Origin of the sequence: Amycolatopsis rubida (assembly GCF_900115345.1) — a bacterium.
GTDB lineage: Bacteria > Actinomycetota > Actinomycetes > Mycobacteriales > Pseudonocardiaceae > Amycolatopsis > Amycolatopsis rubida.
The window spans coordinates 1-20,354 of record NZ_FOWC01000025.1 but is presented as its reverse complement, the minus strand read 5'-3'; the positions used below and the strand labels follow the sequence as shown (position 1 = coordinate 20,354).

Below are 20,354 nucleotides of genomic sequence, written 5' to 3'. Positions count from 1 at the left end.
TAGCACGGTAAGGTGCCCGGTATGCCCGCAGTCAATTCCCAGCCCCGCAGGGCACGCTCCGGCAACCGGCGCGACGAGTCCGCGCGCCTGGCGGTGCTCCACGCCGCCGACGACCTGCTGGTCGAGCACGGCTTCAGCGCACTGACCGTCGAAGCGATCGCGCGCCGGGCCGGCGTCGCGAAGCAGACGATCTACCGTTGGTGGCCGTCGAAGGTCGAAATCCTGCTGGACACGCTGATCGAGGACAGCGAGAAGCGCCTGCCGGTGCCGACGGAACTCCCGACTGCCGATAGCATCCGGGCCTACCTCCGCGACTTCGCGCACTTCCTCGCCGAAGACCCGGCGGGCAAGTGTCTGCTCACCTTGCTGGCCGAAGCGCAGCACGACGCGGGGACTGCCGCACGGTTCCACGAGCGTTACCTGGAGCCGCGGCAGATCGCCGAGCGCGAGATGCTGACGCGGGCCGCCGAGGCGGGCGAGATTTCTCCGGTGCTGGATCCGGAAGCCACCATGGCCGCTCTGCTCGGGCCGATTGTCTACAGCGCACTAACCGGGGATTCGGTACCGCGGGACTTGGCGGATACGTTGGCGGAGAAGCTGCTTCGCCCGCGAGGCTGACTTAACCAGCGGATTCCGACATTCAGGTGAACCTGCCAGGTTCCGTGTCGTTCCGTGCCTTGTTCGGAGTTGGATTTTCTCCGCGCACAGCCGATCGAGGGGCACGGAGGGGATCGCTGGCATGGCAGACGACTGGTACACGGACGAATTCGGCCGCAGGCGCCGCATTCCCAACGGCGACGGGCGAGGGCGCCGCGGCGGCGGGGCAATCGTCGCGGCGGGAGTCGCCGCGGTCATCGGTGCAGGTGGGGTCACCGCATTCGGCGGCGGTGCCGCGGTAGAGGGAGGCGCGGGTGTCGCCGCGGAGGCACTGCCCGGCAACCTCGCGGGGGACGTCGTCGATTCGCTGCCCGGCCGTTCTCCCTCGGCCAGGAAAACCGAGGGCCGGAAATCCGCCCAGCGAGGGAAATCAGCCGAAACATTCAGCAGGTTCAAGCTCAAAGAGCTGAAGCCGACGGTGAAACGCGACCTGAAGTGCCTGCTCAATTCGACGGGCAAGGTGCAGGAATTCTTCATCCGCACCCCGTGCACTTCGCTCGTCATGCGGTTGTACGCAGTCGGCGACGGCCACGGCAACGCGGCGGTGCTTTCCGTAGCCTGGATCGGCTTCCGCACCAAAAAAGACGCCGTGGCCTTCGAGCGGGTCGAGCAGGTGCAAGACAACGGCGATGTGACTCCGCTCGGCGGCGCGCTCCTCGGATTGGCCGGCTTCCGCTTCACCGGCCACCACTACCACGCGAGGCCGCGCGGGCGGACGATGGTCATCGGCGAGGCAGACACCGCCACCGGTCGCTTCGATGCCGAAGAACTCGACGCTCTGGCCGAGGTGGTCGCCTACTTCCCGAAACCCTGACCTATCGCCGCACCTCCGCGACCCGCACCGGGCGGTTCTCCCTCCGCGAGACCTCGCACGCCTCCGCGATGTAGAACGCCTCCAACGCATCCGCCGCCCCGGCAGGCGACGGGATCCGCCGGGCGGCAACATCCAGGAACGCCCGCAGCTCAGCGGCATAAGCCGTCCGGAAGCGCTCCATGAACCCTGGATACGCGGGTCCCGGCAACGGCCCGAAGCCCGGCTCCACCGACCGCAGCGGAGCCTGCTCGTCCAAGCCCACCACGGCGTTGCCCAGCGAACCGAGGGCCTCGAAACGCACGTCGTAGCCCGCGCCGTTGTAGCGCGTCAGCGAGACCGTCGCCAGGGTTCCGTCGTCGAGAGTCATCGCGACAGCTGCGGTGTCGACATCCCCGGCATCCGCGAAGAACTGCTCGCCTTTGTTGCGCCCCAAGGCGAAAACCTCCTCGACCTCCCGGCCGGTCACCCACCGGAGGATGTCGAAGTCGTGCACCCCGCAGTCCCGGAACAGACCACCGGAATGCGCGACGTAGGCGGCGGGCGGCGGCGCCGGGTCCAAGGTGGTCGCCCGGACGCTGTGCAGCCAGCCCAGTTCACCGCTCTCCACCGCGACCCGCGCGGCCTGGTAGCCCGCGTCGAACCGGCGCTGGAAGCCGATCTGCACCGGGACCTCCGAGTGCGCGATCCGGTCGATCACCGCGAGCGTGCCGGGGATGTCCGCGGCGACCGGCTTCTCGCAGAACACCGGCACCCGTGCGTCGACCGCCTGGATGATCAGCTCCGGATGCGCGTCCGTGGCCGCCGCGACGACCAGGCCGTCGAGACCAGACCGGAACAGCGCGTCGATGCCTCCGGCCGCCTCGACGCCGAGCCGATCGGCGACCGACTGGGCTCGCGCGGGATCCACGTCCGCGACCACCACCGACGCGACCTCGTCGAATCCCGCGAGTGTTTCCGCGTGCGCGGCACCGATCCGTCCGGCCCCCGCCAGTCCCACCCTCATCGCTGCGCCTCCCCTGAGCCAGGCCCCGTGGTCTCCCGCACGACCAGGGACGGATGAAGCAGATGCCGCACCGGTTCAGTGCGTTCACCGCGTACGCGCTCCAATAGCGCGTCGAAAGCCAGTCGCGCCATTTCCGCGCGCGGCTGGTCCACTGTGGTCAGTGAAATGTGCCGCAAGGAAGCCAAGGACGTGTTGTCGTAGCCGACCACCGAAACATCCGCCGGCACCCGCAACCCGTGTTCCTCAAGCGCCGAGATCGCGCCGACCGCGTTGAAGTCGTTGCCTGCCAGCAGCGCGGTCGGTGCCGGAGAATACGAGGACAGCAATTCCCGCACGGCTTTCTCGCCCGCAGTGTCGGTGTGTTCGCTGCGCACCACGATCGGCTCCAGAGCGTGCGCCCGCATCGCCTGCCGGAAACCTCGTCGCCGGGCCGCGGCACCGGCCGCTCCTCCGCCGTCGAGGTGCGCGATCCGGCGATGTCCCAGCTGGACCAGGTGCTCCACCGCCAACGCCGCGCCAGCCTCGCCGTCGTCGTTCACGGTATCCACAGTGGACAACCGAGAAGTCCGGGACACCAACACTACCGGACACTGCCGTGCCGCAGCCTCGATCGCGGCGGCCGGAACCACCGGCGACAACAACACGACGCCAGCCGGGCGGAACGACAGAAGACTGCGCAACGCCGCACCCTCCCGGGAAGGCATCCGCCCGCCGGTGTTGAGGATCAAGTCGAAACCGGCCGCTTGGGCCGCCGCGTCCAGCCCTTCCACCACGTCGGCGAAGAAGGCGTTGCGCAGGTCGTTCACCATCACACCGAGCACCGTCGACGTCCGGCTCGCCAGCGACCGCGCCATCACGTGCGGCGAATAGCCCAGCTCCTCGGCCGCTTTCACCACCGCCGCGCGTCGCCGCGCCGAGACGTTCGGCGCGTTGCGCATCACCAGCGAAACCAGTGCCCGGGAGACCCCGGCTCGCGCGGCGACGTCCTCCATGGTGGGCTTCCCCATCGCGAAACCTCCCCGGAGAAGCGCTTGACGCGACGGGTCGGACGCTACAAGCTTGGAGCGCTCTAATCAAGGGCCCGTCCCCCGACCGGAGAGGGATCCATGACCGCGAAGATCCGCGTCGCCGCCGCCCCGATCTCGTGGGGAGTCTGCGAGGTTCCCGGCTGGGGCCGGGTGCTCGAAGCCCCGGCGGTGCTCGGCGAGATGGCCGCGTTGGGCGTCACCGCAACAGAATTGGGCCCGCCCGGCTATCTGCCGCGCGAACCGGCCGAGCTGAGGAAGCTGCTGGAAAGCCACCGGCTCGACCTCGTCGGCGGCTTCCTGGCCGTACCGCTGCACGAGAATCCGGACGCGGCCATCGCCGAAGCGGAAGACTCGGCCGCGCTCTTCGCGGCTTGCGGCGGCGGCATGCTCGTCCTCGCGGCCGCGACCGGCCTCGACGGTTACGACGAACGGCCCATCCTCACCGACGCCGAATGGTCCACTTTGGTCCGCACAGCAGGCAAGATCCGCGACCTAGCGGCAAAACACGGCCTCCGAACCGTCTTGCACCCACACGTCGGCACGCACGTGGAAACGCGGGCCGAGGTCGAACGTCTCCTCGCCGGCTCGGATCTCCAGCTCTGCCTGGACACCGGCCACCTGATGATCGGCGGCACCGACCCGGTCGCGCTCGCCCGGCGGCATCCGCGGCGGATCGGGCATCTGCATCTCAAGGACGTCCGCGGCGAACTGGCGAATGCCGTCCGAGCAGGCGAACTGCCGTACGCCGAAGCTGTCGGCAAGGGTCTCTACGTGCCGCTCGGCGAGGGCGACGTGGACATCGAAGCCATGGTCCGCTCCGTCGCCGAAGCAGGCTACGACGGCTGGTACGTCCTGGAGCAGGACACCGCGCTGAGCGACGACAGCCCGGTGGACCGCCCTGGCCGCGACGTCGCGACGAGTCTTTCGTATCTGCGCACCATCACCGGCTGACGTCGGAAAACAAGCGAGGAGAGACAACGATGTCCCATCGCTGGGAGCGCGCACGACGCTCCGGCCGCGCGGTGGCGAGCCTGCTGGCCGCGGGCTTGCTGCTGGCGGCGTGCACCGGTCCGGCCGCCGAGCCGAAGACGACCGCGCCCGCCGCCGCGCCGACGCCGTCCGGACCGCTGAAGGTCTCGGTGATCACCCACGGCACCGCGGGCGACGCGTTCTGGAACGTGGTGAAGAACGGCGCCGAACAAGCGGGCAAAGATCTTGGCGTCCAGGTCGAATACACCTCCGACGGCGACCCCGGTGCGCAGGCGAAGCTGATCGACAACGCAGTCGCGCAACAAACCGGCGGGCTCGTGGTGTCGATGGCGAATCCCGTGGCGCTGCGTCCGTCCATCGAGGCCGCGGTACGTGCCGGGATCCCGGTGATCACCATCAACTCCGGCGAGGACAAGAGCGCGGCGTACGGCGCGCTCACGCACGTCGGGCAGAACGAGTCGATCGCCGGGCAAGAGGCCGGGAAGAAGTTCGAAGAACTCGGCAAGCACAAACTCCTGTGCGTGATCCACGAAGCCGGGAACGTCGGGCAGGCGCAGCGTTGCGACGGCGCGAAGACCGGATTCGCCGGCACCGTGCAGACGCTGCAAGTGGACATCTCCAACCCGACCGACGCCGAGTCCCGCATCCGCGGCGCGGTCCAGGCCGATTCGTCGATCGACGCGGTCCTCACGCTGAACTCGCAGGTCGCGGCTCGTGCGGTGAGCGCGGTCAAGTCGGTGAATTCGAAGGCGCAGGTCGCCACGTTCGACCTCAACTCCGACGTGGTGGCCGCGATCAAGGCGGGCGAGGTGCTCTTCGCGGTCGACCAGCAGCAGTACGAACAGGGCTATCTCCCGGTGCAGTTCCTGAAGCTCTACCGGGACAACGCGAACGTCGTCGGCGGCGGAAAACCGGTGCTCACCGGACCCGACCTGGTCGGCAGATCCACAGTGGACAAGGTCGGCCAGTACGTGCGAAGGGGCACCCGATGACGACCCTCGACGAACAGCTGGAGAAGCCGCGGCTGACCGACCGATTGGTGATCCGCCCGGAGATCGGCGCACTGCTCGGCGCGGTCGTGGTCTTCCTGTTCTTCACCTTCGCGTCCGACAAGTTCTTCAGCGCCAGCGGAGCCGCGACCTGGCTGGACGACGCGGCGACGCTGGGCATCATGGCGGTGGCCGTGTCGCTGCTGATGGTCGGCGGCGAGTTCGACCTGTCGGCGGGCGTGCTGACCGCGTCCACCTCGCTGGTCACCGCGATCCTCGCCACCCAAGCGGGCTGGAACGTGTGGCTCGCGCTGCTCGTCTCGCTGGTCTTCGCGCTGACGGTCGGCGCGTTCAACGGCTGGCTCGTGATGAAGACCGGGCTGCCGAGCTTCATCGTCACCCTCGGCACTTTCCTCGCCCTGCAAGGCTTGAACCTCGGCGTCACCCGGCTGGTGACCGGCACCGTGCAGGTCTCCGGCATGCGCTCGACCGACGGCTACGCCTCCGCCGGTTTCGTCTTCGCCTCCACAGTGGACGTCGGCGGCACCCCGTTCCAGATCTCCATCGTCTGGTGGCTCGGCGCGATCGCGGTGGCCGCGTGGCTGCTGGTCCGCACGCGCTTCGGCAACTGGATCTTCGCGGTCGGCGGTTCCGCCACGAGCGCCCGCTCGGCCGGCGTTCCGGTGGTGCGCACGAAAATCCTGCTGTTCATGGGCACCGCACTGGCCGGCTGGCTCGTCGGCTCGATCAACATCCTGCGGTTCGCGAGCGTCCAGGCGAATCAGGGCATCGGGCTGGAATTCCAGTACATCATCGCGGCGGTGATCGGCGGCTGCCTGCTGACCGGCGGGTTCGGCTCGGCCGTCGGCGCGGCGATCGGCGCGCTGATCTTCGGCATGGCGCGCCAGGGCATCGTGTTCGCCGGCTGGGACAACGACTGGTTCATGCTGTTCCTCGGGATCATGCTGCTGGCGGCGGTCCTGGTCAACAACGCTCTTCGGCGGCGCGCGGAAAGGGTCCGGCGATGAACGCTCTCCTCGAAGTCAAGGACGTCGGCAAGCGTTACGGCACCGTGGTCGCGCTGCGCGAGGTGTCCACTGTGGTCAATCCGGGCGAGGTCACCTGCGTGCTGGGCGACAACGGCGCGGGAAAGTCCACTTTGATCAAGATCCTCGCCGGGGTGCACCAGCACGACGAAGGCGAGTTCCTCGTCGAAGGCTCGCCGGTGCGGTTCGCTTCGCCGCGGGAAGCGCTGGACCGCGGAATCGCCACGGTGTACCAGGACCTCGCGGTGGTGCCGCTGATGAGCGTCTGGCGCAATTTCTTCCTCGGCTCCGAGCCGACCGTCGGGTTCGGCCCGTTCCGCGCGCTGGACCGGCGCACGGGCCGGGAGCTGACCAAGAAAGCCCTCGCCGATCTCGGCATCGACCTGCGCGACGTCGAGCAGCCGGTCGGCACGCTGTCCGGCGGCGAACGACAGTGCGTCGCGATCGCCCGCGCCATCCACTTCGGCGCGAAGGTGCTGATCCTGGACGAACCGACGGCCGCGCTGGGCGTGAAGCAGGCCGGAGTGGTGCTGAAGTACGTGGCCCAGGCCCGCGACCGGGGCCTGGGCGTCGTCCTCATCACGCACAACCCGCACCACGCGTACCCGGTGGCCGACCGCTTCCTGCTGCTCAAACGCGGCACGGCGCTCGGGTCCTACGAGAAGCCGGAGATCGAGCTGCCCGAGCTGACCCGGCAGATGGCGGGGGGCGCGGAACTGGAGGCGCTGGAACACGAGCTGCGGCAAGCCGAATAGCTCACAAGACTTTTTCCAGCCAAGGCCGCACCACCGGAACCACAGCGGCCGCCTGCATCGCGCTCATGTGGTCCAGCCCGTCCAGCACCTCGACGGTCCACCCGCGCGCCTCCAGTTCGGCGCGCTCGCGGACCAGCGGCCCAGCGATGTCGACGGTCACCCCGCCCCACCGCTCGCTGTACACGATCCGATCCTCCGAACCCGCGAAGCACAACCGCGGGCACGACAGCTCGACCGCCCGATCGTCGAAATCCTGCAACGCCTCGTACAACGTCACGAACTGCTTCGTCTGCCCGGTGGACAACGTGACGTCCACCGAATCCCAATCCCCCGGTTCGCCTTTGCCTTCAGCAGTGGGCCCGGCCAGCGCCATCTCGTGCGTCGCCCGGGTTACCGCGTGCATTGCCGCATACGGGCCGTCCACCGGCGGATAGCCGCCCATCACCAACGCGTCCAGCCGATCCGTGCGCAACGCCAGCTGCAACCCGGAAAGCGCCAGCCACGAGTACCCGTAGTACGAGAACCGTTCCGCCCCGACCGCGTCCGCGACGGCCAGGAAATCCGCCGCGACGACGTCCGGCGTCAGCTCGGCGGGATGCGCCATCCGGTGCCCCTGGTAGTCGAAGGCCACCACCCGGAACCCGGCGAATCCTTCGATCAGCGAACGGCCCAGCTCCGGATCGGCGCCCCATTGCCGGGCCGCCTCGGCCTCCGGCCCTTCGGCAGGCCGGGGGTCGACCGGGAGCAGCAGCACCGGCCCGTCCCCGCGCACCTGCGCTTCGATCCGCGTTCCGTCGTGCAGAGTCGCTTCAGCCATCTCATCTCTTTACGTCGTAAAGTATCGCCGGGCACGAGGGTACTATACGAAGTAAAGAGATGTCGAATCAGCTGGTGACGGCGGGCGACGCGGCGTCGGAGACCAGCTTGCGCGGAGCCCCGGACCCGTCCGCGGGCACCGACCACACGGCGTTCTCCAGGCCGTAGAGAATCGTGTGGTCGTCCTGCCAGAGCGCCTGGTCGTCGACGCTGCGGGGCTCGGCGAGCGCGGTCTCCCGCATCGTCTTGAGGTCGAGCACGGACAGCCGCCAGACGCCCTCGCCGACCTTCTTCTTGAACGCGATCCGCGTTTCGTCCGGCGACAGCGACGGGCATTCCACGTTTTCCCGCAGCGCTTTGCCGCGGTAGGTGTCGTAATCGCCTTCGATCAGGTATGTCTTGCCCTTGGTGCCCAGCGTCGAGTAGAACCGCTTGCCGTCCTTGCTGAACGTGATGCCCCAGTAGTTGACGTCGGCGGAGAAGTACCGTTTTCCCTCGACCAGGACCGGCATCTCTTCGATCGTTTTCTCCAGCTCGCCGTTGTCCAGCTGGTAAATCCCGGCGCGGGTCGAAAACCCGGTAGCGGCATAGGAATCACCGGTGACGAACACCGTCCAGTACACCCGCTTGCCGTCCGGCGAAACGCGCGCCCGGCTCGGCGTCCCCGGCAGGTAGTCCTTGTGCGTGGTGGCGAAATCGCGGTCGAGGATGCTGAAATCGCTGACCGCGGGCAGCGTGCCGGGCCGCACCGCGAGGCACATCCCCGTCGACGCGGATACGGCGAACCGGTCGCACTTCAGATCGCTGAACTTCGGTGCGGCACCAGGATTCGCGAGCGGAACGACGCCGACGTTGCCCGTCTTCGTGCTGCGAAAGAACAGCTGCCCCGGCGCGAGCGAAAGGTGCTCCACCTTCGCGGGCTCAGCCGGACTGGGCCGCGCGGCAACCGTGTAGACCACCGCCGCGGCCGCGAGCACCACAGTTCCGGCAACAGCGAGAAGGACCTTTTTCATGGGCGCACCGGCCTTGCGAAAGCGGCGCCGAGCGCCACGACAGCGAGCGCTCCGGCCGCCACGAGGACTGCGGGCCGCAGATCCCACAACGTCCAGGCAAGTCCGAAGAGGACAGACGAAAGCATCCGGGCGGCAGCCTGTCCAGTTTGGACCACCGCGAGGCCGGTCGCCCGGAGATCAGCGGGCACCAACGGTCCGGCCGCGGCCATCAAAACCCCGTCGGTAGCCGCGTAGAACACGCCGTGCAGCCCCAACGCGAGAGCCGCGAGCCAGAATCCGGACACCGGCCCGCACAACGCGACCAGCGCGGCCACGAGCGCGACGTGCCCGCCGAGAAACACCGGCCAGCGACCGATTCGGTCGGCCAGCTTGCCCAGCGGAACCGCCAGCACCAGGTACACCCCGGCGGTGCCCAGCGGCAACAGCGGGAAGAAGGTCGCCGCGACGTCCCACCGCCGCTGAAGCACCAGGTACACAAAGGAATCGCCGAGCGTCACGAACCCGAGCAGCGCCGCCCACACCGCCACGCGGCGGAAACCCCGCTCGCGCAACAGCCCGAACGCCGCCCGCACGGACACCGCGGCCCGGTCGGCGATTTCCTGCTTGTGGTCACCGACGAACAGCACCAGGAGCATTACCGCGATCGCCGCGACGCAGAAGCTGGTGAAGAACACCGAGGTGTAGCTGCCGAGGCTCAGCGCGAGCACGGCCATCGCGACGAGCGGGCCGAGGAAAGCGCCGACGGTGTCCATCGCGCGATGCACGCCGAACGACCGGCCGAGCGTGTGGGGCTCGCTGCTGAGCGAGATCAACGCGTCGCGCGGGGCGGTGCGCAGCCCCTTGCCGGTGCGGTCGGCGGCGAGCACCACTCCGATCGCCGCGACCGACGAACCGGCCGCGACCAGGCCGAGCTTGCACACCGCGGACAGGCCGTAGCCGAACCCGGCGACGGCCTTGAGCCTCCGCCACCGGTCCGCCAGATGCCCGCCGAGCACGCGGACCACGGCGGTGGCCCCCGCGTAGAGCCCGTCGAGCAGGCCGAACTGCAGCGGATTCAGCCCGAGGCCGAGCACCAGATACAGCGGGAGCACCGCGGTCACCATCTCCGAGGAGATGTCGGTGACCAGGCTGACCGCGCCGAGTGCGACGACGTTCGCCGACACCCGGCGCAGGCCGGCCTTCCGCTCGGTGCCCGCCGCGACGTCCGAACTGCGGCTTGCCGCGATGTACATGCCCGGCCCCTAGTTGTGGCAGGTGTAGGTCGGGCTGCTGTCCTGGACCTTGCCGTCGAGACCGATCAGCTGCTCGGAGAACGTGGTGTCGGTCATCGTCAGCTTCAGCACGCCGAAGGTGTCCTTGAGCAGCTTCGCCGTGGTCGCGTGCGGGGTGTGGATCGGGTACGGGTTCGCCCCGCCCATGCCGCCGATGATCTCGACCGGGCCGGCCGGATCCGATTTGCCGCTCGCGTTCTGCGGGAAAAAGCGCTCGTAGTGGTGGTCGTGGCCGTTGAGGATCAGGTCGACCTTGTTCTGCGCGAACAGGTCCCACAGCTGCTTCGACCCGCGCTCGTCGCCGTGGTCGCCGGAGCTCCACCGCGGATGGTGGTAGTACGCCGCGACGCAGCCCTTGGTGTTCTTCGCCAGGTCCTGCTTGATCCAGTTCATCTGCTCGGTGTCCTTGAGCTCGCCGCCGTCCTTGTCGTCGACGAAGCCGTTGGAGTCGAGCGCGATGAAGTGCCAGTTGCCCATTTCCCAGCTGTAGTACCGCTTTCCGTTCGGCGTGGCAATCTTGCCGAAGTACTGCTCGTAGGCCTTGAACGGCGTGTCGTCGTCGTAGGTCTCGTGGTTGCCGGGGACCGGGTGCGTGATGCTTTTGAACTTGCCCCAGGTCTTGTCGTAGTAGTCCTTGAAGTTCTGCAGGGTCAGGCCGACGTCGTCGGAGTCGTACTGGTTGTCGCCCATGGTGATCACCGCGGCGGGGTTCATCTGCTGGACGAGCTTCGCGGTCTTCGGGTGGATGCAGCTGGAGCTGCTCGCCGTGCACTGCTCGGCGATGTCGCCCGCCGCGGCGAGGACGAAGGTGTTGCCCGCGGTCCCCGGCTTCGTGTGCACCTTGACCGCGCCGCTGGCCGGCGAAGCGTTGCCGGCGGCGTCCTTCGCGCGGACGGTGTAGGTGTAGCCGGTGTCCGGCGAAAGGCCGTTGTCAGTGTAGGACGTGCTCGTGCTGGTGGCGACGGACTTGCCGTCCCGCAGCACCTCATACCCGCTGACGCCGACGTTGTCCGTCGCGGCAGCCCAGGTCAGCCCGACGCTGTTCGAGCCGATCTCGGCCGCGGCGAGATTCGACGGAGCGGTGGGCGGCTGGGTGTCGCCGGACGAGTCCGGCGTGCCGTACGCCTGAAGCTCCCACAGCGAGTAGCCGTACTTCGTGGCGCGCTGGGTGCCGACGAAGCGCAGGAACCGGCCGTGCCCGGACAACCCGGTGAGATCGTCGGTGCCGCCGTCGCCGTTGGTGATCGTGGCGATCGGCTTGAAGTTCTCGCCGTCGTCGGAGATCTCGATGCGGTACTTCTTGGCGTAGGCCGCTTCCCAGTCGAGCTTCACCCGGTGGATCGTGGCGGCCTGCCCGAGATCGACGCGCAGCCACTGCGCGTCGGCGCTGACCGCACTGGCCCAGCGGGTCTTGAGATTTCCGTCGACGGCGTTCTCGCCGCTCAACGCGGACGTCTCCAGCGTGGACGTGCTGACGGGTTTCCCTTGGGACAGCAGCACATCGGCGGCAGCGGCACTGGCGTCGCGCGCGGGCGAGACCGCGGCGGGCAGCAGCACCACCGCGGCCGCGGGCAAGGCGAACCGGGCGAGACTTCGGACACGGGACGAGGACACGTCGCACTCCTTCGGGCCGGACGGGAACAGGGCGGCGGCGTTACGGTTCTGCGGCGTCTCGTTGCGTTAAGAAAGTTTCCTAACTAAAACGGCAGAGTAGCGGGCCCGGTTTCTCCCGGCAAGCCCGGAACGCCCGTGAAACGATCTAGCCCTCGGCTCGCCGCCCCGGTCACCGGAACGCCCGCTTCGCCCTCCGGAAGGTCCGTGAGGGGATCAGATTCCGTGAAGGTGGCCCTCACGGACCTTCAGCGCTCCAGCAGCCGCCGCACTTCCCGCACCGCGGCGCGCCCGGCCCGGTTCGCCCCCACCGTACTGGCCGAAGGCCCGTACCCGACCAGATGCAGCCGCGGCTGCGCGACCACGCGAGTCCCGTCCATCCGGATCCCGCCGCCGGGCGTCCGCAGACGCAGCGGTGCCAGGTGATCGACCGAGGCGCGGAACCCGGTCGCCCACAGGATCATGTCCGCGGGCTCGAAGCCGCCGTCCTCCCAGACGACCCCGTCGGCGACCAAGCGCGAGAACATCGGCCGCCGGTCGAGATATCCCGCCTCCCGGCCCGCGAGCACCTGCGGCGTCACCGGCAGGTCCGTCACGCTCACGACACTCTCCGGCGGCAGCCCGGCCCGCACCCGCTCGTCGACCTTCGCGACCGCCATGCGTCCCCAGTCCTCGCTGAACTCTTCCTCCCGCCACACCGGCGGACGCCGCGTCACCCACACCGTCGAACGGGCGACCGGACCGATCTCCATCAGCGATTGCACCGCCGACGTCCCGCCGCCGACGACAACCACGCGCCGGCCGCGAAATTCCTCGGCACCGCGGTAATCCGCCGTGTGCAGCTGCCGTCCGGCGAAGCTGCCGGGGTAACGCGGCCAGAACGGCCGATCCCACGTCCCGGTCGCGCTGATCACCGCGCGCGCCGCCCACGTCTCCGCGGGCGATTCGACCACCAGCCGCTCCCCCGCGCGCCGCACCGCGGTCACGTCGACCGGACGGTGCACCGGCAGGTCATACGTCTTCTCGAAGCGCCCGAAGTACTCCGACACGGCCTCGCTCGCCGGACGCGCCGGATCCGGGGTCCCGAACGCCATCCCCGGCAGGTCGTGGATCCCGTGCACCTTGCCGACCACCAGCGACGGCCACCGGTACTGCCACGCCCCGCCCGCGCGTTTGCCGTGGTCGAGCACGACGAACCCGCGTTCGTTGGCGAACCCGGCCCGGCGCAGGTGATACGCCGCCGACAGTCCGGCCTGCCCGGCCCCGATCACCACGACGTCGGTCTCGTGATCCGCAGTGCTCATACAACGTTCAACAATTGCCCGCGCCTGGTATTTCCGGCTCAGACCGCCACCCGGTTCCGCCCGCCGTCTTTCGCCCGGTACAGCGCGGCGTCGGCTGACCGCAGCACCTCGTCGAGCGTGTTGCCCGCCTGCGGATAGCACGCGACCCCGACGGACACCGACAGTCCGCTGATCCGCAGCGGACCTCCCACCGCGACGGTCAGCTCCCCCACCGCGACCCGCACCCGTTCGGCGATCCCGAGCACGTCCGTGTCGCCGGTCGCGGGCAGCAGGACCACGAATTCCTCACCGCCGAACCGGCCGACGGTGTCGCTTTGCCGCACCGAAGCCTCGATCGCCACCGCCACCGCCGCCAGCACCTCGTCGCCGGTGAGATGCCCGTACGTGTCGTTGATGCGCTTGAAGTGGTCGAGATCGATCATCAGCACGGCGAACCCGCTGCCGGTCCCGCGCCGCCGGGCCCGGGTGAATTCGCGGGTCGCCAGCTCGTGCCAGCCCGCGGTGTTGAGCAGCCCGGTCTTTTCATCGGTCACGACCGCCACCTGCAACTGCTGCTTCAGCAGGAGATAGCGGTGCAGCAACAGCAACGGCGGCAGCACGAACACCACCAGCACCGGCTGATGGACGAACGCCAGCGCAGCTAGCCCGCCGAGACACAACGTCGCCAGCTCGAAGGCGTTGTCCTCCCAGGTGCCGATGAGGTCCGCGGGCGAGCGGCTGTTCGTGTACAGGTAGATGCCCGCCGCTACGAGCACGACGTTCACCAGCTCAAAGACGGCTGCCGCCAGTACGAGCGCGAGGACGCCGTACGCAGTGTCGAGCCGCGCTTGATCCAGACCGCCGATGGTCAACACCGCAGACGCCGCGAAGCACGACAGCATCGCCCACGCGGTACTCGCCGCGAAGCGGTGCGCGGGCCGCGTACGCACGTGTCGCCACACTCGCAGCCACAAATGCAGATACAACACCAATGCCAGCAGCGCGACCCACGCCGGCGGAAGCAGGAAGGCACCGGCGAGGTACCAGACGGACGTGACGTTGATGTGCGTCTGGCCGCTCATCCACCGCCGCAGCCGCTCGATCCGGCGCGACATTTCGGCCTGCGCGATGCCGAGCCCGACGAGCACGCCGAACGAACTGAACTGCACCGGCCCGCCGAACCCGGTCGCCAGACCCGTCACCATCAGCGCCCCGGCGACGGCCTCGCACGCCATCGCGTAGCCGATCCACCGCCGCCGCGCGACCGCCCACATCGCCCAGCGCGGCGGCCAGCCGCGCCAGGCCGTCACCGCGCCGCGCACCCCGATGGGGACAGGTGCCTGCGTCACGGGCGCCCCCACGCGGTATTCGGCCTACGGAAGTTGCCCAGGGTAGCGGGTCCGCTCCGCGGCTAGCCGGACCGAGCGAAAACTCACCTGCGATCTGCCCACTGGGCACGCTCTGGGTAGCGCATGCGGGCAATCCCGGCACCGGTCAGCGACGGCGCAGCTTCCGCACGACGGCCAGCACGATCAGCAGCACGACCGCGCCCGCGGCCACCGGAGCCAGCCGCTTCGCGACGGACTGACCCGCGTAGTCGAGCAGGTCGATCGCCTCGGTCTCGCCGGTCGAACCGCCCGCCGGAACGCTCCGCAGGTGCGGCTTCTCGTCGGCGACCGCCTCGGCCGCGGGCTTTTCGGCAGCGACCGTTTTGTCCGCGGCGGCGTGCTTCCCCTTGGCCGCGGGCGCCTCAGCGACCTTCTCTTCCGTCTTCGCCGCCGGAACCTCTGTGACGGGGGCCTCCAGCGACGCCGCGAGGTTCCCCGCGAAGGTGTCGAGGATCTTGCCGCCCACCTCGGAGATCAGGCCGCGTCCGAACTGCGCCGGACGCCCGGTGATCGCCAGGTCGGTGGCCACCGCGCCGTGCGTGCCGCCGTCGCGCTCGGTGAGCGTGAGGGTGACCGTCGCGGCCGCCGTGCCGCCGCCGCGCGAGTCCTTGCCGGACGCCTTGATGACGACCTTGCGCGCCGCCTCGTCCTTCTCCAGAAACTCGCCAGTTCCCTTGTACAGCAGCGAAATCGGCCCCAGCTTGACCTTCACCGTGCCCGCGAAGGCGTCCCCCTCCACCTTGGTGAGCGAGGCACCCGGCATGCACGGGGCGACCCGCTCCGGGTCGATGACGGCCTGCCAGACCTCCCCGATCGGGGCGGGGACGGTGAATTCGTGGTCGAGCCGCACGGGCCGACCTCCTCTCCTGCACACTGCTTCGAGCCGTTGCCGTCCACCTTACGGCCGTCTCCCGGGGAGCGTTGCGGTGAAGGACTCCTTGGGGGAATCTGATTCCCCCAAGGAGTCCTTCACCGCCGGTCGGCTCAGGCGCCCACCGCCGCCGCGACGGCACGCCCGGTCAGCACCCGCGCGAGATGCTGGCGGTATTCGACGTCGGAATTCCCGTCCGCGACCGGGCTGGTGCCCTCGGCCGCGTGCGCGGCGGCCGCCCGGATGGTCTCCGCGTTGGCCTGCGCGCCGAGCAACGCCTGCTCCACGCCGGTCGCCCGGACGGGTGTCGCGCCCATGTTCGTGAGCGCCACCCGGGCTTCCTCGATCACACCGCCCTCGGTGCGCACGGTGGCCGCCACCGCGCACATCGACCAGGCTTGGGCGACCCGGTTGAATTTCTCGTAGTGCGCCCGCCAGCCGGTGTGCTGGGGCAGCCGCACCTCGACGAGCAGTTCGTCCGGGGCGAGCGCGGTGGTGAAGTAGTCCTGGAAGAACTCCGCCGCGGACACCGTGCGCCGCCCGTTCGGTCCGGCCAGCACCAGCTCGCCGTCGAGCGCGAGCACCGGAGCCAGCAGGTCACCGGCCGGATCCGCGTGCGCGATCGCGCCGCCGAACGTGCCGCGGTGCCGCACCTGCGGGTCCGCCACCGTGTCGGTCGCCTCCTTCACCAGTGCGGCGTGCTCGGCGATCAACGGGTCGCGCTGGACCTCGTAATGCGTCGTCATCGCACCGACCACGAGCGCGTCGCCGTCCTCGCGCACTCCGCGCATTTCGGCGATTTTCCCGAGGTCGACCAGCGTGGTCGGCGCGGCGAGGCGCATCCGCAGCACCGGCAGCAGGCTCTGCCCGCCCGCCAGCACCTTGGCGTCCTCGCCCGCCGCGGCGAGCGCCTGCACGGCTTCGTCCACCGTGGACGGAGCGACGTAGTCGAACGGAGCCGGGATCACTGGGCACCTCCGGAAGCGTCGATCGAACCGAGACCGCCGCCGGCCTCGCCGCCGGGTCCGCCGGCATTCACGGCACCGCCCCGCACCGCGTTCCACACGCGCATCGGCGTGAGCGGCATTTCGATGTCGTTCACCCCGAACTGGCGCACCGCGTCGACCACCGCGTTGACCACGGCAGGCGTCGAAGCGATCGTGCCCGCTTCGCCGACTCCCTTGGCTCCCAACGGGTTCGTGGTCGACGGCGTTTCCGTACGGGCCGTGGTGAACGACGGCAGATCAGCCGCCGAGGGCAGCAGATAGTCGGCGAACGTGCCGGTGGTGAGTGTGCCGCTCTCGTCGTGCACGGCTTCCTCGAACAACGCCTGCGCGATGCCTTGGGCGAGCCCGCCGTGCACCTGGCCCTCCACGATCAGCGGGTTGACCACCTTGCCGACGTCGTCCACGCAGACGTACGAGCGCAGTTTCACCTGGCCCGTTTCAGTGTCCACTTCGGCCGCGCACAGGTGGGTGCCGTGCGGGAAGGAGAAGTTCTCCGGGTCGAAGGCGGCGTCGGAATCGAGCGACGGTTCGACGCCGTCCGGCAGGTTGTGCGCGGCGAACACGGCGAGCGCGATGTCCTGGATCGTCGTCGACGAATCCGTGCCCTTCACGGTGAACTTGCCGCCGGAGAACTCCAGGTCGTCCTCCGAACACTCCAGCAGATGCGCGGCGATCGGCTTCGCCTTCGCGACCACCTTCTCCGCCGCCTTGACGATCGCGATGCCGCCGACGACCAGCGAACGCGAACCGTAAGTGTCGAGACCCTTGTGCGAGGACTGCGTGTCGCCGTGCAGCACCTCGACGTCCTCGAAGGACACTCCCAGCTGGTCGGCCACGATCTGGCTCCACGCCGTCTCGTGCCCCTGGCCGTGCGCCGACGCACCCGTGGTCACCTCGACCTTGCCGGTCGGCAACATCCGCAGCGACGCGTATTCCCAGCCGCCGGCGCCGTAATCGAGCGAACCCAGCACCCGCGACGGCGCGAGCCCGCACATCTCGGTGAACGTCGAAATCCCGATGCCGAGTTGCACCGGATCGTTTGCCTCGCGGCGCTGCTGCTGCTCGCGGCGCAGCGCGTCGTAGCCGAAGAGTTCCTTCGCCTTCTCGGTCGCGGCTTCGTAGTTGCCGGAGTCGTAGGTGAGCCCGCAGACCGTGGTGAACGGGAATTCCTCGTGCCTGATCCAGTTCTTTTCGCGCAGCTCCACCGGGTCCATGCCCAGCTCGTCGGCCAGCTCGTCCATGATCCGCTCGATCGCGAACGTCGCTTCCGGACGGCCGGCGCCGCGGTAGGCGTCGGTGAGCGTGGTCGTGGTGAACACGTTGGTGCAGGCGAAGTGGTAGGCCGGGATCTTGTAGATCGCGTTGAACATGAACGCGCCGAGGATCGGCACGCCCGGCCCGACGAGGCCGTTGTACGCGCCGAGGTTGGCGAGCAGTTCGACCTTGAGCCCGGTGACCGTGCCGTCGGCCTTCGCCGAGATCGTGATGTCCTGGATCTGGTCGCGGCCGTGGTGCGCGGCGAGCATCGTCTCGGACCGGGATTCGTTCCACTTCACCGGTTTGCCGAGCTTGTTCGCGACCAGCACGGCCATCATTTCCTCGGGCAGCACGCCGATCTTGCCGCCGAACCCGCCGCCGACGTCCGGCGCGATCACGCGCAGCTTGTGCTCGGGGATGCCGAGCGTCAGCGCGGACATCACGCGCAGGATGTGCGGCACCTGGGTGGCCGACCACATGGTCAGCTGCGCGCCGGTCGGGTCGACCACACACGCGCGCGGTTCCATGAACGCGGGCACCAGCCGCTGCTGGCGGAACCGCCGTTTCAGCACGATCTCCGAAGAGGACAGTGCTTCCTCGACGTTGCCGCCGGTTCCGGCCTCGGCCGAATCGAACACCCAGAGGGCGTTCTTGTTGCTGCCCAATTCCTCGTGCACGAGCGGCGCGTCTTCGGCGAGCGCCGCTTCCAGGTCGAGCACCGGCGGCAGGTCTTCGTACTCGACCTCGATCGTCTCGAGCGCGTCATGCGCTTCACTGGCCGACCGCGCGACCACCACCGCCACGCCCTCGCCGGCGAAATTCACCCGATCCGACGCCAGCACCGGACGTCGCGGCGCAGCCATGTCCGGCGTGATCGGCCACGCGCACGGCATGCCGATCGCGCCCTCGGGATCGAGGTCGGCCGCGGTGTAAACGGCGACGACCCCCGCGGCCTCCTTCGCCGCGGACGTGTCGATCGAAACGATCTTCGCGTGCGCCAACGGACTCCGCAGCACCGCGAGATGCAGCATCCCCGGCAACGCGATGTTGTCCGTCCACCTGGTACGCCCGGTGATCAGCCGCTCGTCTTCCTTGCGGCGCCGGGACTTTCCTACTTCAGGCTCGATCGTGGCAGTCATCATTCACCGCCCACGCCGACGTGATCGGCTTGCTCGATCTTCTCGGCTTCCGGCCCCGCACCAGGACTCATGTGCTTCGCGGCGTCGCGAACCGCCTTCACGATGTTCTGGTAGCCAGTGCAGCGGCAAAGATTGCCTTCGAGCCCCTCGCGGACAGCCTGCTCGTCCGGGTCCGGGTTGTCCGCCAGCAGGTCGATGGACTGCATGATCATGCCCGGCGTGCAGAAACCGCACTGCAGCGCGTGATTGTCGTGGAAAGCCTGCTGGACCGGGTGCAACTGGCCGTCGCGGGCCAACCCCTCGACAGTGGTGACCTCGCATCCGTCGGCCTGCACAGCGAGAACGGAACAGGATTTCACGCTGTGCCCGTCGAGATGGACGGTGCACGCGCCGCAGTTGCTGGTGTCGCACCCGACGACGGTGCCCACCTTCCCGACGCGTTCCCGTAAGTAGTGGACGAGCAGGGTGCGCGGCTCGACGTCATCGGTGTATTTCGTGCCGTCGACAGTGACGGTGATGCGCATCAAAGGCCTCCAAGTGCAAATGCCCGCCAGCCCCGGCGGAGGCAGCGGGCCGGTTCGGGAACGGCCAAGGCGCGATCGTGATCGGCCTCACAGCCGAGCGTGCTACGCCTTTCGCGCGCGGACAAGTCCTGATGTCGCACGTCGCTGTGGCGGTTCCGCAGATGCGGTTTTGCTGTTCTTTTCGAGGCGCAGATGCGTGAAACCGGACGGGTGATTTTTCGGTGGGCGGATCTTCCCGAGGGGACGCGGTTTCGAGTCGGGGGTTCACCGGGTTTCTTTGCTGGACGGCGTTTTCGCGGCGGATCGCACTGCTTGGGAGGGTCGTCGCGGCACAGCTGTCTGGGTCTCGCCCTGAACGGTTCGGCGCGGTGCCGCGCTTCCGGCCAGCTTGTGTCCCCGGTGGCACCCGCTGCCCGGAGCACGACCTCCCAGCACCCGGAGCCGCCAGGCACCGGACTCCGGACCCGGCAACACCTCGCACGTCGCCCAGATGCCAGCGTCACCGGACACCGGGTCTCAAGCCGAACGGCACCTGCCGCGCAGGTCGCGCGAAGCACCGGCAGGTCCCGGACTCCGGACCGAACAGCACTCGGATTCCCAGCCCAGCTCCGCACCCGTCCAGCCCGCCGAGTGCCGCCGGCCGCCGGAGCGAGCCCGCGCGCAAGACTCGGCTGCCCCGGCCAACGCCGCCGAAGCCAGGCAGCACCCGGATCCCCGGCTCCGCACCTGTCCAGCCCGCCAACCGCCGGAAGCCAGTCCGCGCGAGACTCGACTACCCCGCCCAAGCCAGGCAGCACCCGAACTCTTGCCCGCACCAGCCAGGCAGCACCCGAACCCTCGCCCGCACCAGCCAGGCAGCACCCGAACCCTCGCCCGCACCAGCCAGGCAGCA

Annotated in this window: 18 protein-coding genes; 6 read left to right on the top strand and 12 right to left on the bottom strand. The window is 69.1% G+C overall.

Features of this window, described 5'->3' with window-relative positions:
• Positions 1-21: 21 nt before the first annotated feature.
• Positions 22-618, top strand: coding sequence for a TetR/AcrR family transcriptional regulator (locus BM362_RS43955; RefSeq protein WP_093577186.1), 597 nt, complete (start codon positions 22-24; stop codon positions 616-618).
• A 121-nt stretch (positions 619-739) separates the two neighbouring features.
• Positions 740-1,471, top strand: coding sequence for a hypothetical protein (locus BM362_RS43950; protein WP_143132648.1), 732 nt, complete (start codon positions 740-742; stop codon positions 1,469-1,471).
• Position 1,472: 1 nt separating this feature from the next.
• Here the strand turns inward: BM362_RS43950 and BM362_RS43945 are convergent, their stop codons facing one another.
• A complete protein-coding gene (locus tag BM362_RS43945; protein WP_208865528.1) occupies positions 1,473-2,474 on the bottom strand; it encodes a Gfo/Idh/MocA family protein in 1,002 nt (333 codons plus the stop codon).
• Entirely contained in the window at positions 2,471-3,481 is a 1,011-nt protein-coding gene (locus BM362_RS43940; RefSeq protein WP_067589291.1) for a LacI family DNA-binding transcriptional regulator, read from the bottom strand. Before BM362_RS43940 ends, BM362_RS43945 begins: the two co-directional genes overlap by 4 nt.
• 99 nt (positions 3,482-3,580) lie before the next feature.
• Here BM362_RS43940 and BM362_RS43935 point away from each other — a divergent pair, with 99 nt between their 5' ends.
• Genes BM362_RS43935 through BM362_RS43920 form a run of 4 tightly spaced genes read left to right on the top strand, consistent with a single transcriptional unit; the run spans position 3,581 to position 7,282 of the window.
• Positions 3,581-4,453, top strand: coding sequence for a sugar phosphate isomerase/epimerase family protein (locus BM362_RS43935; protein ID WP_067589293.1), 873 nt, complete (start codon positions 3,581-3,583; stop codon positions 4,451-4,453).
• Positions 4,454-4,482: 29 nt separating this feature from the next.
• Positions 4,483-5,484, top strand: coding sequence for a sugar ABC transporter substrate-binding protein (locus BM362_RS43930; RefSeq protein WP_093577185.1), 1,002 nt, complete (start codon positions 4,483-4,485; stop codon positions 5,482-5,484).
• Positions 5,481-6,509: an ABC transporter permease gene (locus BM362_RS43925; RefSeq protein WP_093577184.1), complete on the top strand. Its 1,029-nt coding sequence runs from the start codon at positions 5,481-5,483 to the stop codon at positions 6,507-6,509. The genes BM362_RS43930 and BM362_RS43925 overlap by 4 nt, the downstream gene beginning before the upstream one ends.
• Positions 6,506-7,282, top strand: coding sequence for an ATP-binding cassette domain-containing protein (locus BM362_RS43920; protein WP_093577183.1), 777 nt, complete (start codon positions 6,506-6,508; stop codon positions 7,280-7,282). Before BM362_RS43925 ends, BM362_RS43920 begins: the two co-directional genes overlap by 4 nt.
• A 1-nt stretch (position 7,283) precedes the next feature.
• Here BM362_RS43920 and BM362_RS43915 read toward each other — a convergent pair whose 3' ends face one another.
• The 10 genes from BM362_RS43915 to BM362_RS43870 form a co-directional block, all read right to left on the bottom strand.
• A complete protein-coding gene (locus BM362_RS43915; protein WP_093577182.1) occupies positions 7,284-8,099 on the bottom strand; it encodes an alpha/beta fold hydrolase in 816 nt (271 codons plus the stop codon).
• Positions 8,100-8,166: 67 nt separating this feature from the next.
• Positions 8,167-9,111, bottom strand: a complete 945-nt coding sequence (locus BM362_RS43910) for a TolB-like translocation protein (RefSeq protein ID WP_067589303.1) — start codon at positions 9,109-9,111, stop codon at positions 8,167-8,169.
• Positions 9,108-10,343, bottom strand: a complete 1,236-nt coding sequence (locus BM362_RS43905) for an MFS transporter (protein WP_067589305.1) — start codon at positions 10,341-10,343, stop codon at positions 9,108-9,110. Before BM362_RS43905 ends, BM362_RS43910 begins: the two co-directional genes overlap by 4 nt.
• Positions 10,344-10,352: 9 nt before the next feature.
• The gene (locus BM362_RS43900; RefSeq protein ID WP_093577181.1) at positions 10,353-11,996 is read right to left on the bottom strand and encodes a discoidin domain-containing protein; all 1,644 of its coding nucleotides are present in this window, start codon (positions 11,994-11,996) and stop codon (positions 10,353-10,355) included.
• A 245-nt stretch (positions 11,997-12,241) separates the two neighbouring features.
• Entirely contained in the window at positions 12,242-13,297 is a 1,056-nt protein-coding gene (locus BM362_RS43895; protein WP_093577180.1) for an NAD(P)-binding domain-containing protein, read from the bottom strand.
• A 38-nt stretch (positions 13,298-13,335) separates the two neighbouring features.
• Complete coding sequence (locus BM362_RS43890) at positions 13,336-14,550, bottom strand: GGDEF domain-containing protein (RefSeq protein WP_093577216.1); 1,215 nt, start codon at positions 14,548-14,550, stop codon at positions 13,336-13,338.
• A 220-nt stretch (positions 14,551-14,770) separates the two neighbouring features.
• Positions 14,771-15,514: an SRPBCC family protein gene (locus BM362_RS43885; RefSeq protein ID WP_067589309.1), complete on the bottom strand. Its 744-nt coding sequence runs from the start codon at positions 15,512-15,514 to the stop codon at positions 14,771-14,773.
• Positions 15,515-15,648: 134 nt separating this feature from the next.
• Entirely contained in the window at positions 15,649-16,503 is an 855-nt protein-coding gene (locus tag BM362_RS43880) for an FAD binding domain-containing protein (RefSeq protein ID WP_067589312.1), read from the bottom strand.
• On the bottom strand, positions 16,500-18,938 hold the full coding sequence (locus BM362_RS43875) for a xanthine dehydrogenase family protein molybdopterin-binding subunit (RefSeq protein WP_093577179.1): 2,439 nt from the start codon (positions 18,936-18,938) through the stop codon (positions 16,500-16,502). The genes BM362_RS43880 and BM362_RS43875 overlap by 4 nt, the downstream gene beginning before the upstream one ends.
• On the bottom strand, positions 18,938-19,462 hold the full coding sequence (locus BM362_RS43870; RefSeq protein WP_067589314.1) for a (2Fe-2S)-binding protein: 525 nt from the start codon (positions 19,460-19,462) through the stop codon (positions 18,938-18,940). Before BM362_RS43870 ends, BM362_RS43875 begins: the two co-directional genes overlap by 1 nt.
• Between the last annotated feature and the right edge of the window lie 892 nt (positions 19,463-20,354).

Coding starts and splice junctions, on each gene's coding strand:
- BM362_RS43930 (WP_093577185.1), top strand. CDS start 4,483: ATGTCCCATCGCTGGGAGCGCGCACGACGCTCCGGCCGCGCGGTGGCG.
- BM362_RS43955 (WP_093577186.1), top strand. CDS start 22: ATGCCCGCAGTCAATTCCCAGCCCCGCAGGGCACGCTCCGGCAACCGG.
- BM362_RS43895 (WP_093577180.1), bottom strand. CDS start 13,297: ATGAGCACTGCGGATCACGAGACCGACGTCGTGGTGATCGGGGCCGGG.
- BM362_RS43925 (WP_093577184.1), top strand. CDS start 5,481: ATGACGACCCTCGACGAACAGCTGGAGAAGCCGCGGCTGACCGACCGA.
- BM362_RS43870 (WP_067589314.1), bottom strand. CDS start 19,462: ATGCGCATCACCGTCACTGTCGACGGCACGAAATACACCGATGACGTC.
- BM362_RS43905 (WP_067589305.1), bottom strand. CDS start 10,343: ATGTACATCGCGGCAAGCCGCAGTTCGGACGTCGCGGCGGGCACCGAG.
- BM362_RS43920 (WP_093577183.1), top strand. CDS start 6,506: ATGAACGCTCTCCTCGAAGTCAAGGACGTCGGCAAGCGTTACGGCACC.
- BM362_RS43950 (WP_143132648.1), top strand. CDS start 740: ATGGCAGACGACTGGTACACGGACGAATTCGGCCGCAGGCGCCGCATT.
- BM362_RS43940 (WP_067589291.1), bottom strand. CDS start 3,481: ATGGGGAAGCCCACCATGGAGGACGTCGCCGCGCGAGCCGGGGTCTCC.
- BM362_RS43945 (WP_208865528.1), bottom strand. CDS start 2,474: ATGAGGGTGGGACTGGCGGGGGCCGGACGGATCGGTGCCGCGCACGCG.
- BM362_RS43935 (WP_067589293.1), top strand. CDS start 3,581: ATGACCGCGAAGATCCGCGTCGCCGCCGCCCCGATCTCGTGGGGAGTC.
- BM362_RS43890 (WP_093577216.1), bottom strand. CDS start 14,550: ATGTGGGCGGTCGCGCGGCGGCGGTGGATCGGCTACGCGATGGCGTGC.
- BM362_RS43910 (WP_067589303.1), bottom strand. CDS start 9,111: ATGAAAAAGGTCCTTCTCGCTGTTGCCGGAACTGTGGTGCTCGCGGCC.
- BM362_RS43875 (WP_093577179.1), bottom strand. CDS start 18,938: ATGACTGCCACGATCGAGCCTGAAGTAGGAAAGTCCCGGCGCCGCAAG.
- BM362_RS43915 (WP_093577182.1), bottom strand. CDS start 8,099: ATGGCTGAAGCGACTCTGCACGACGGAACGCGGATCGAAGCGCAGGTG.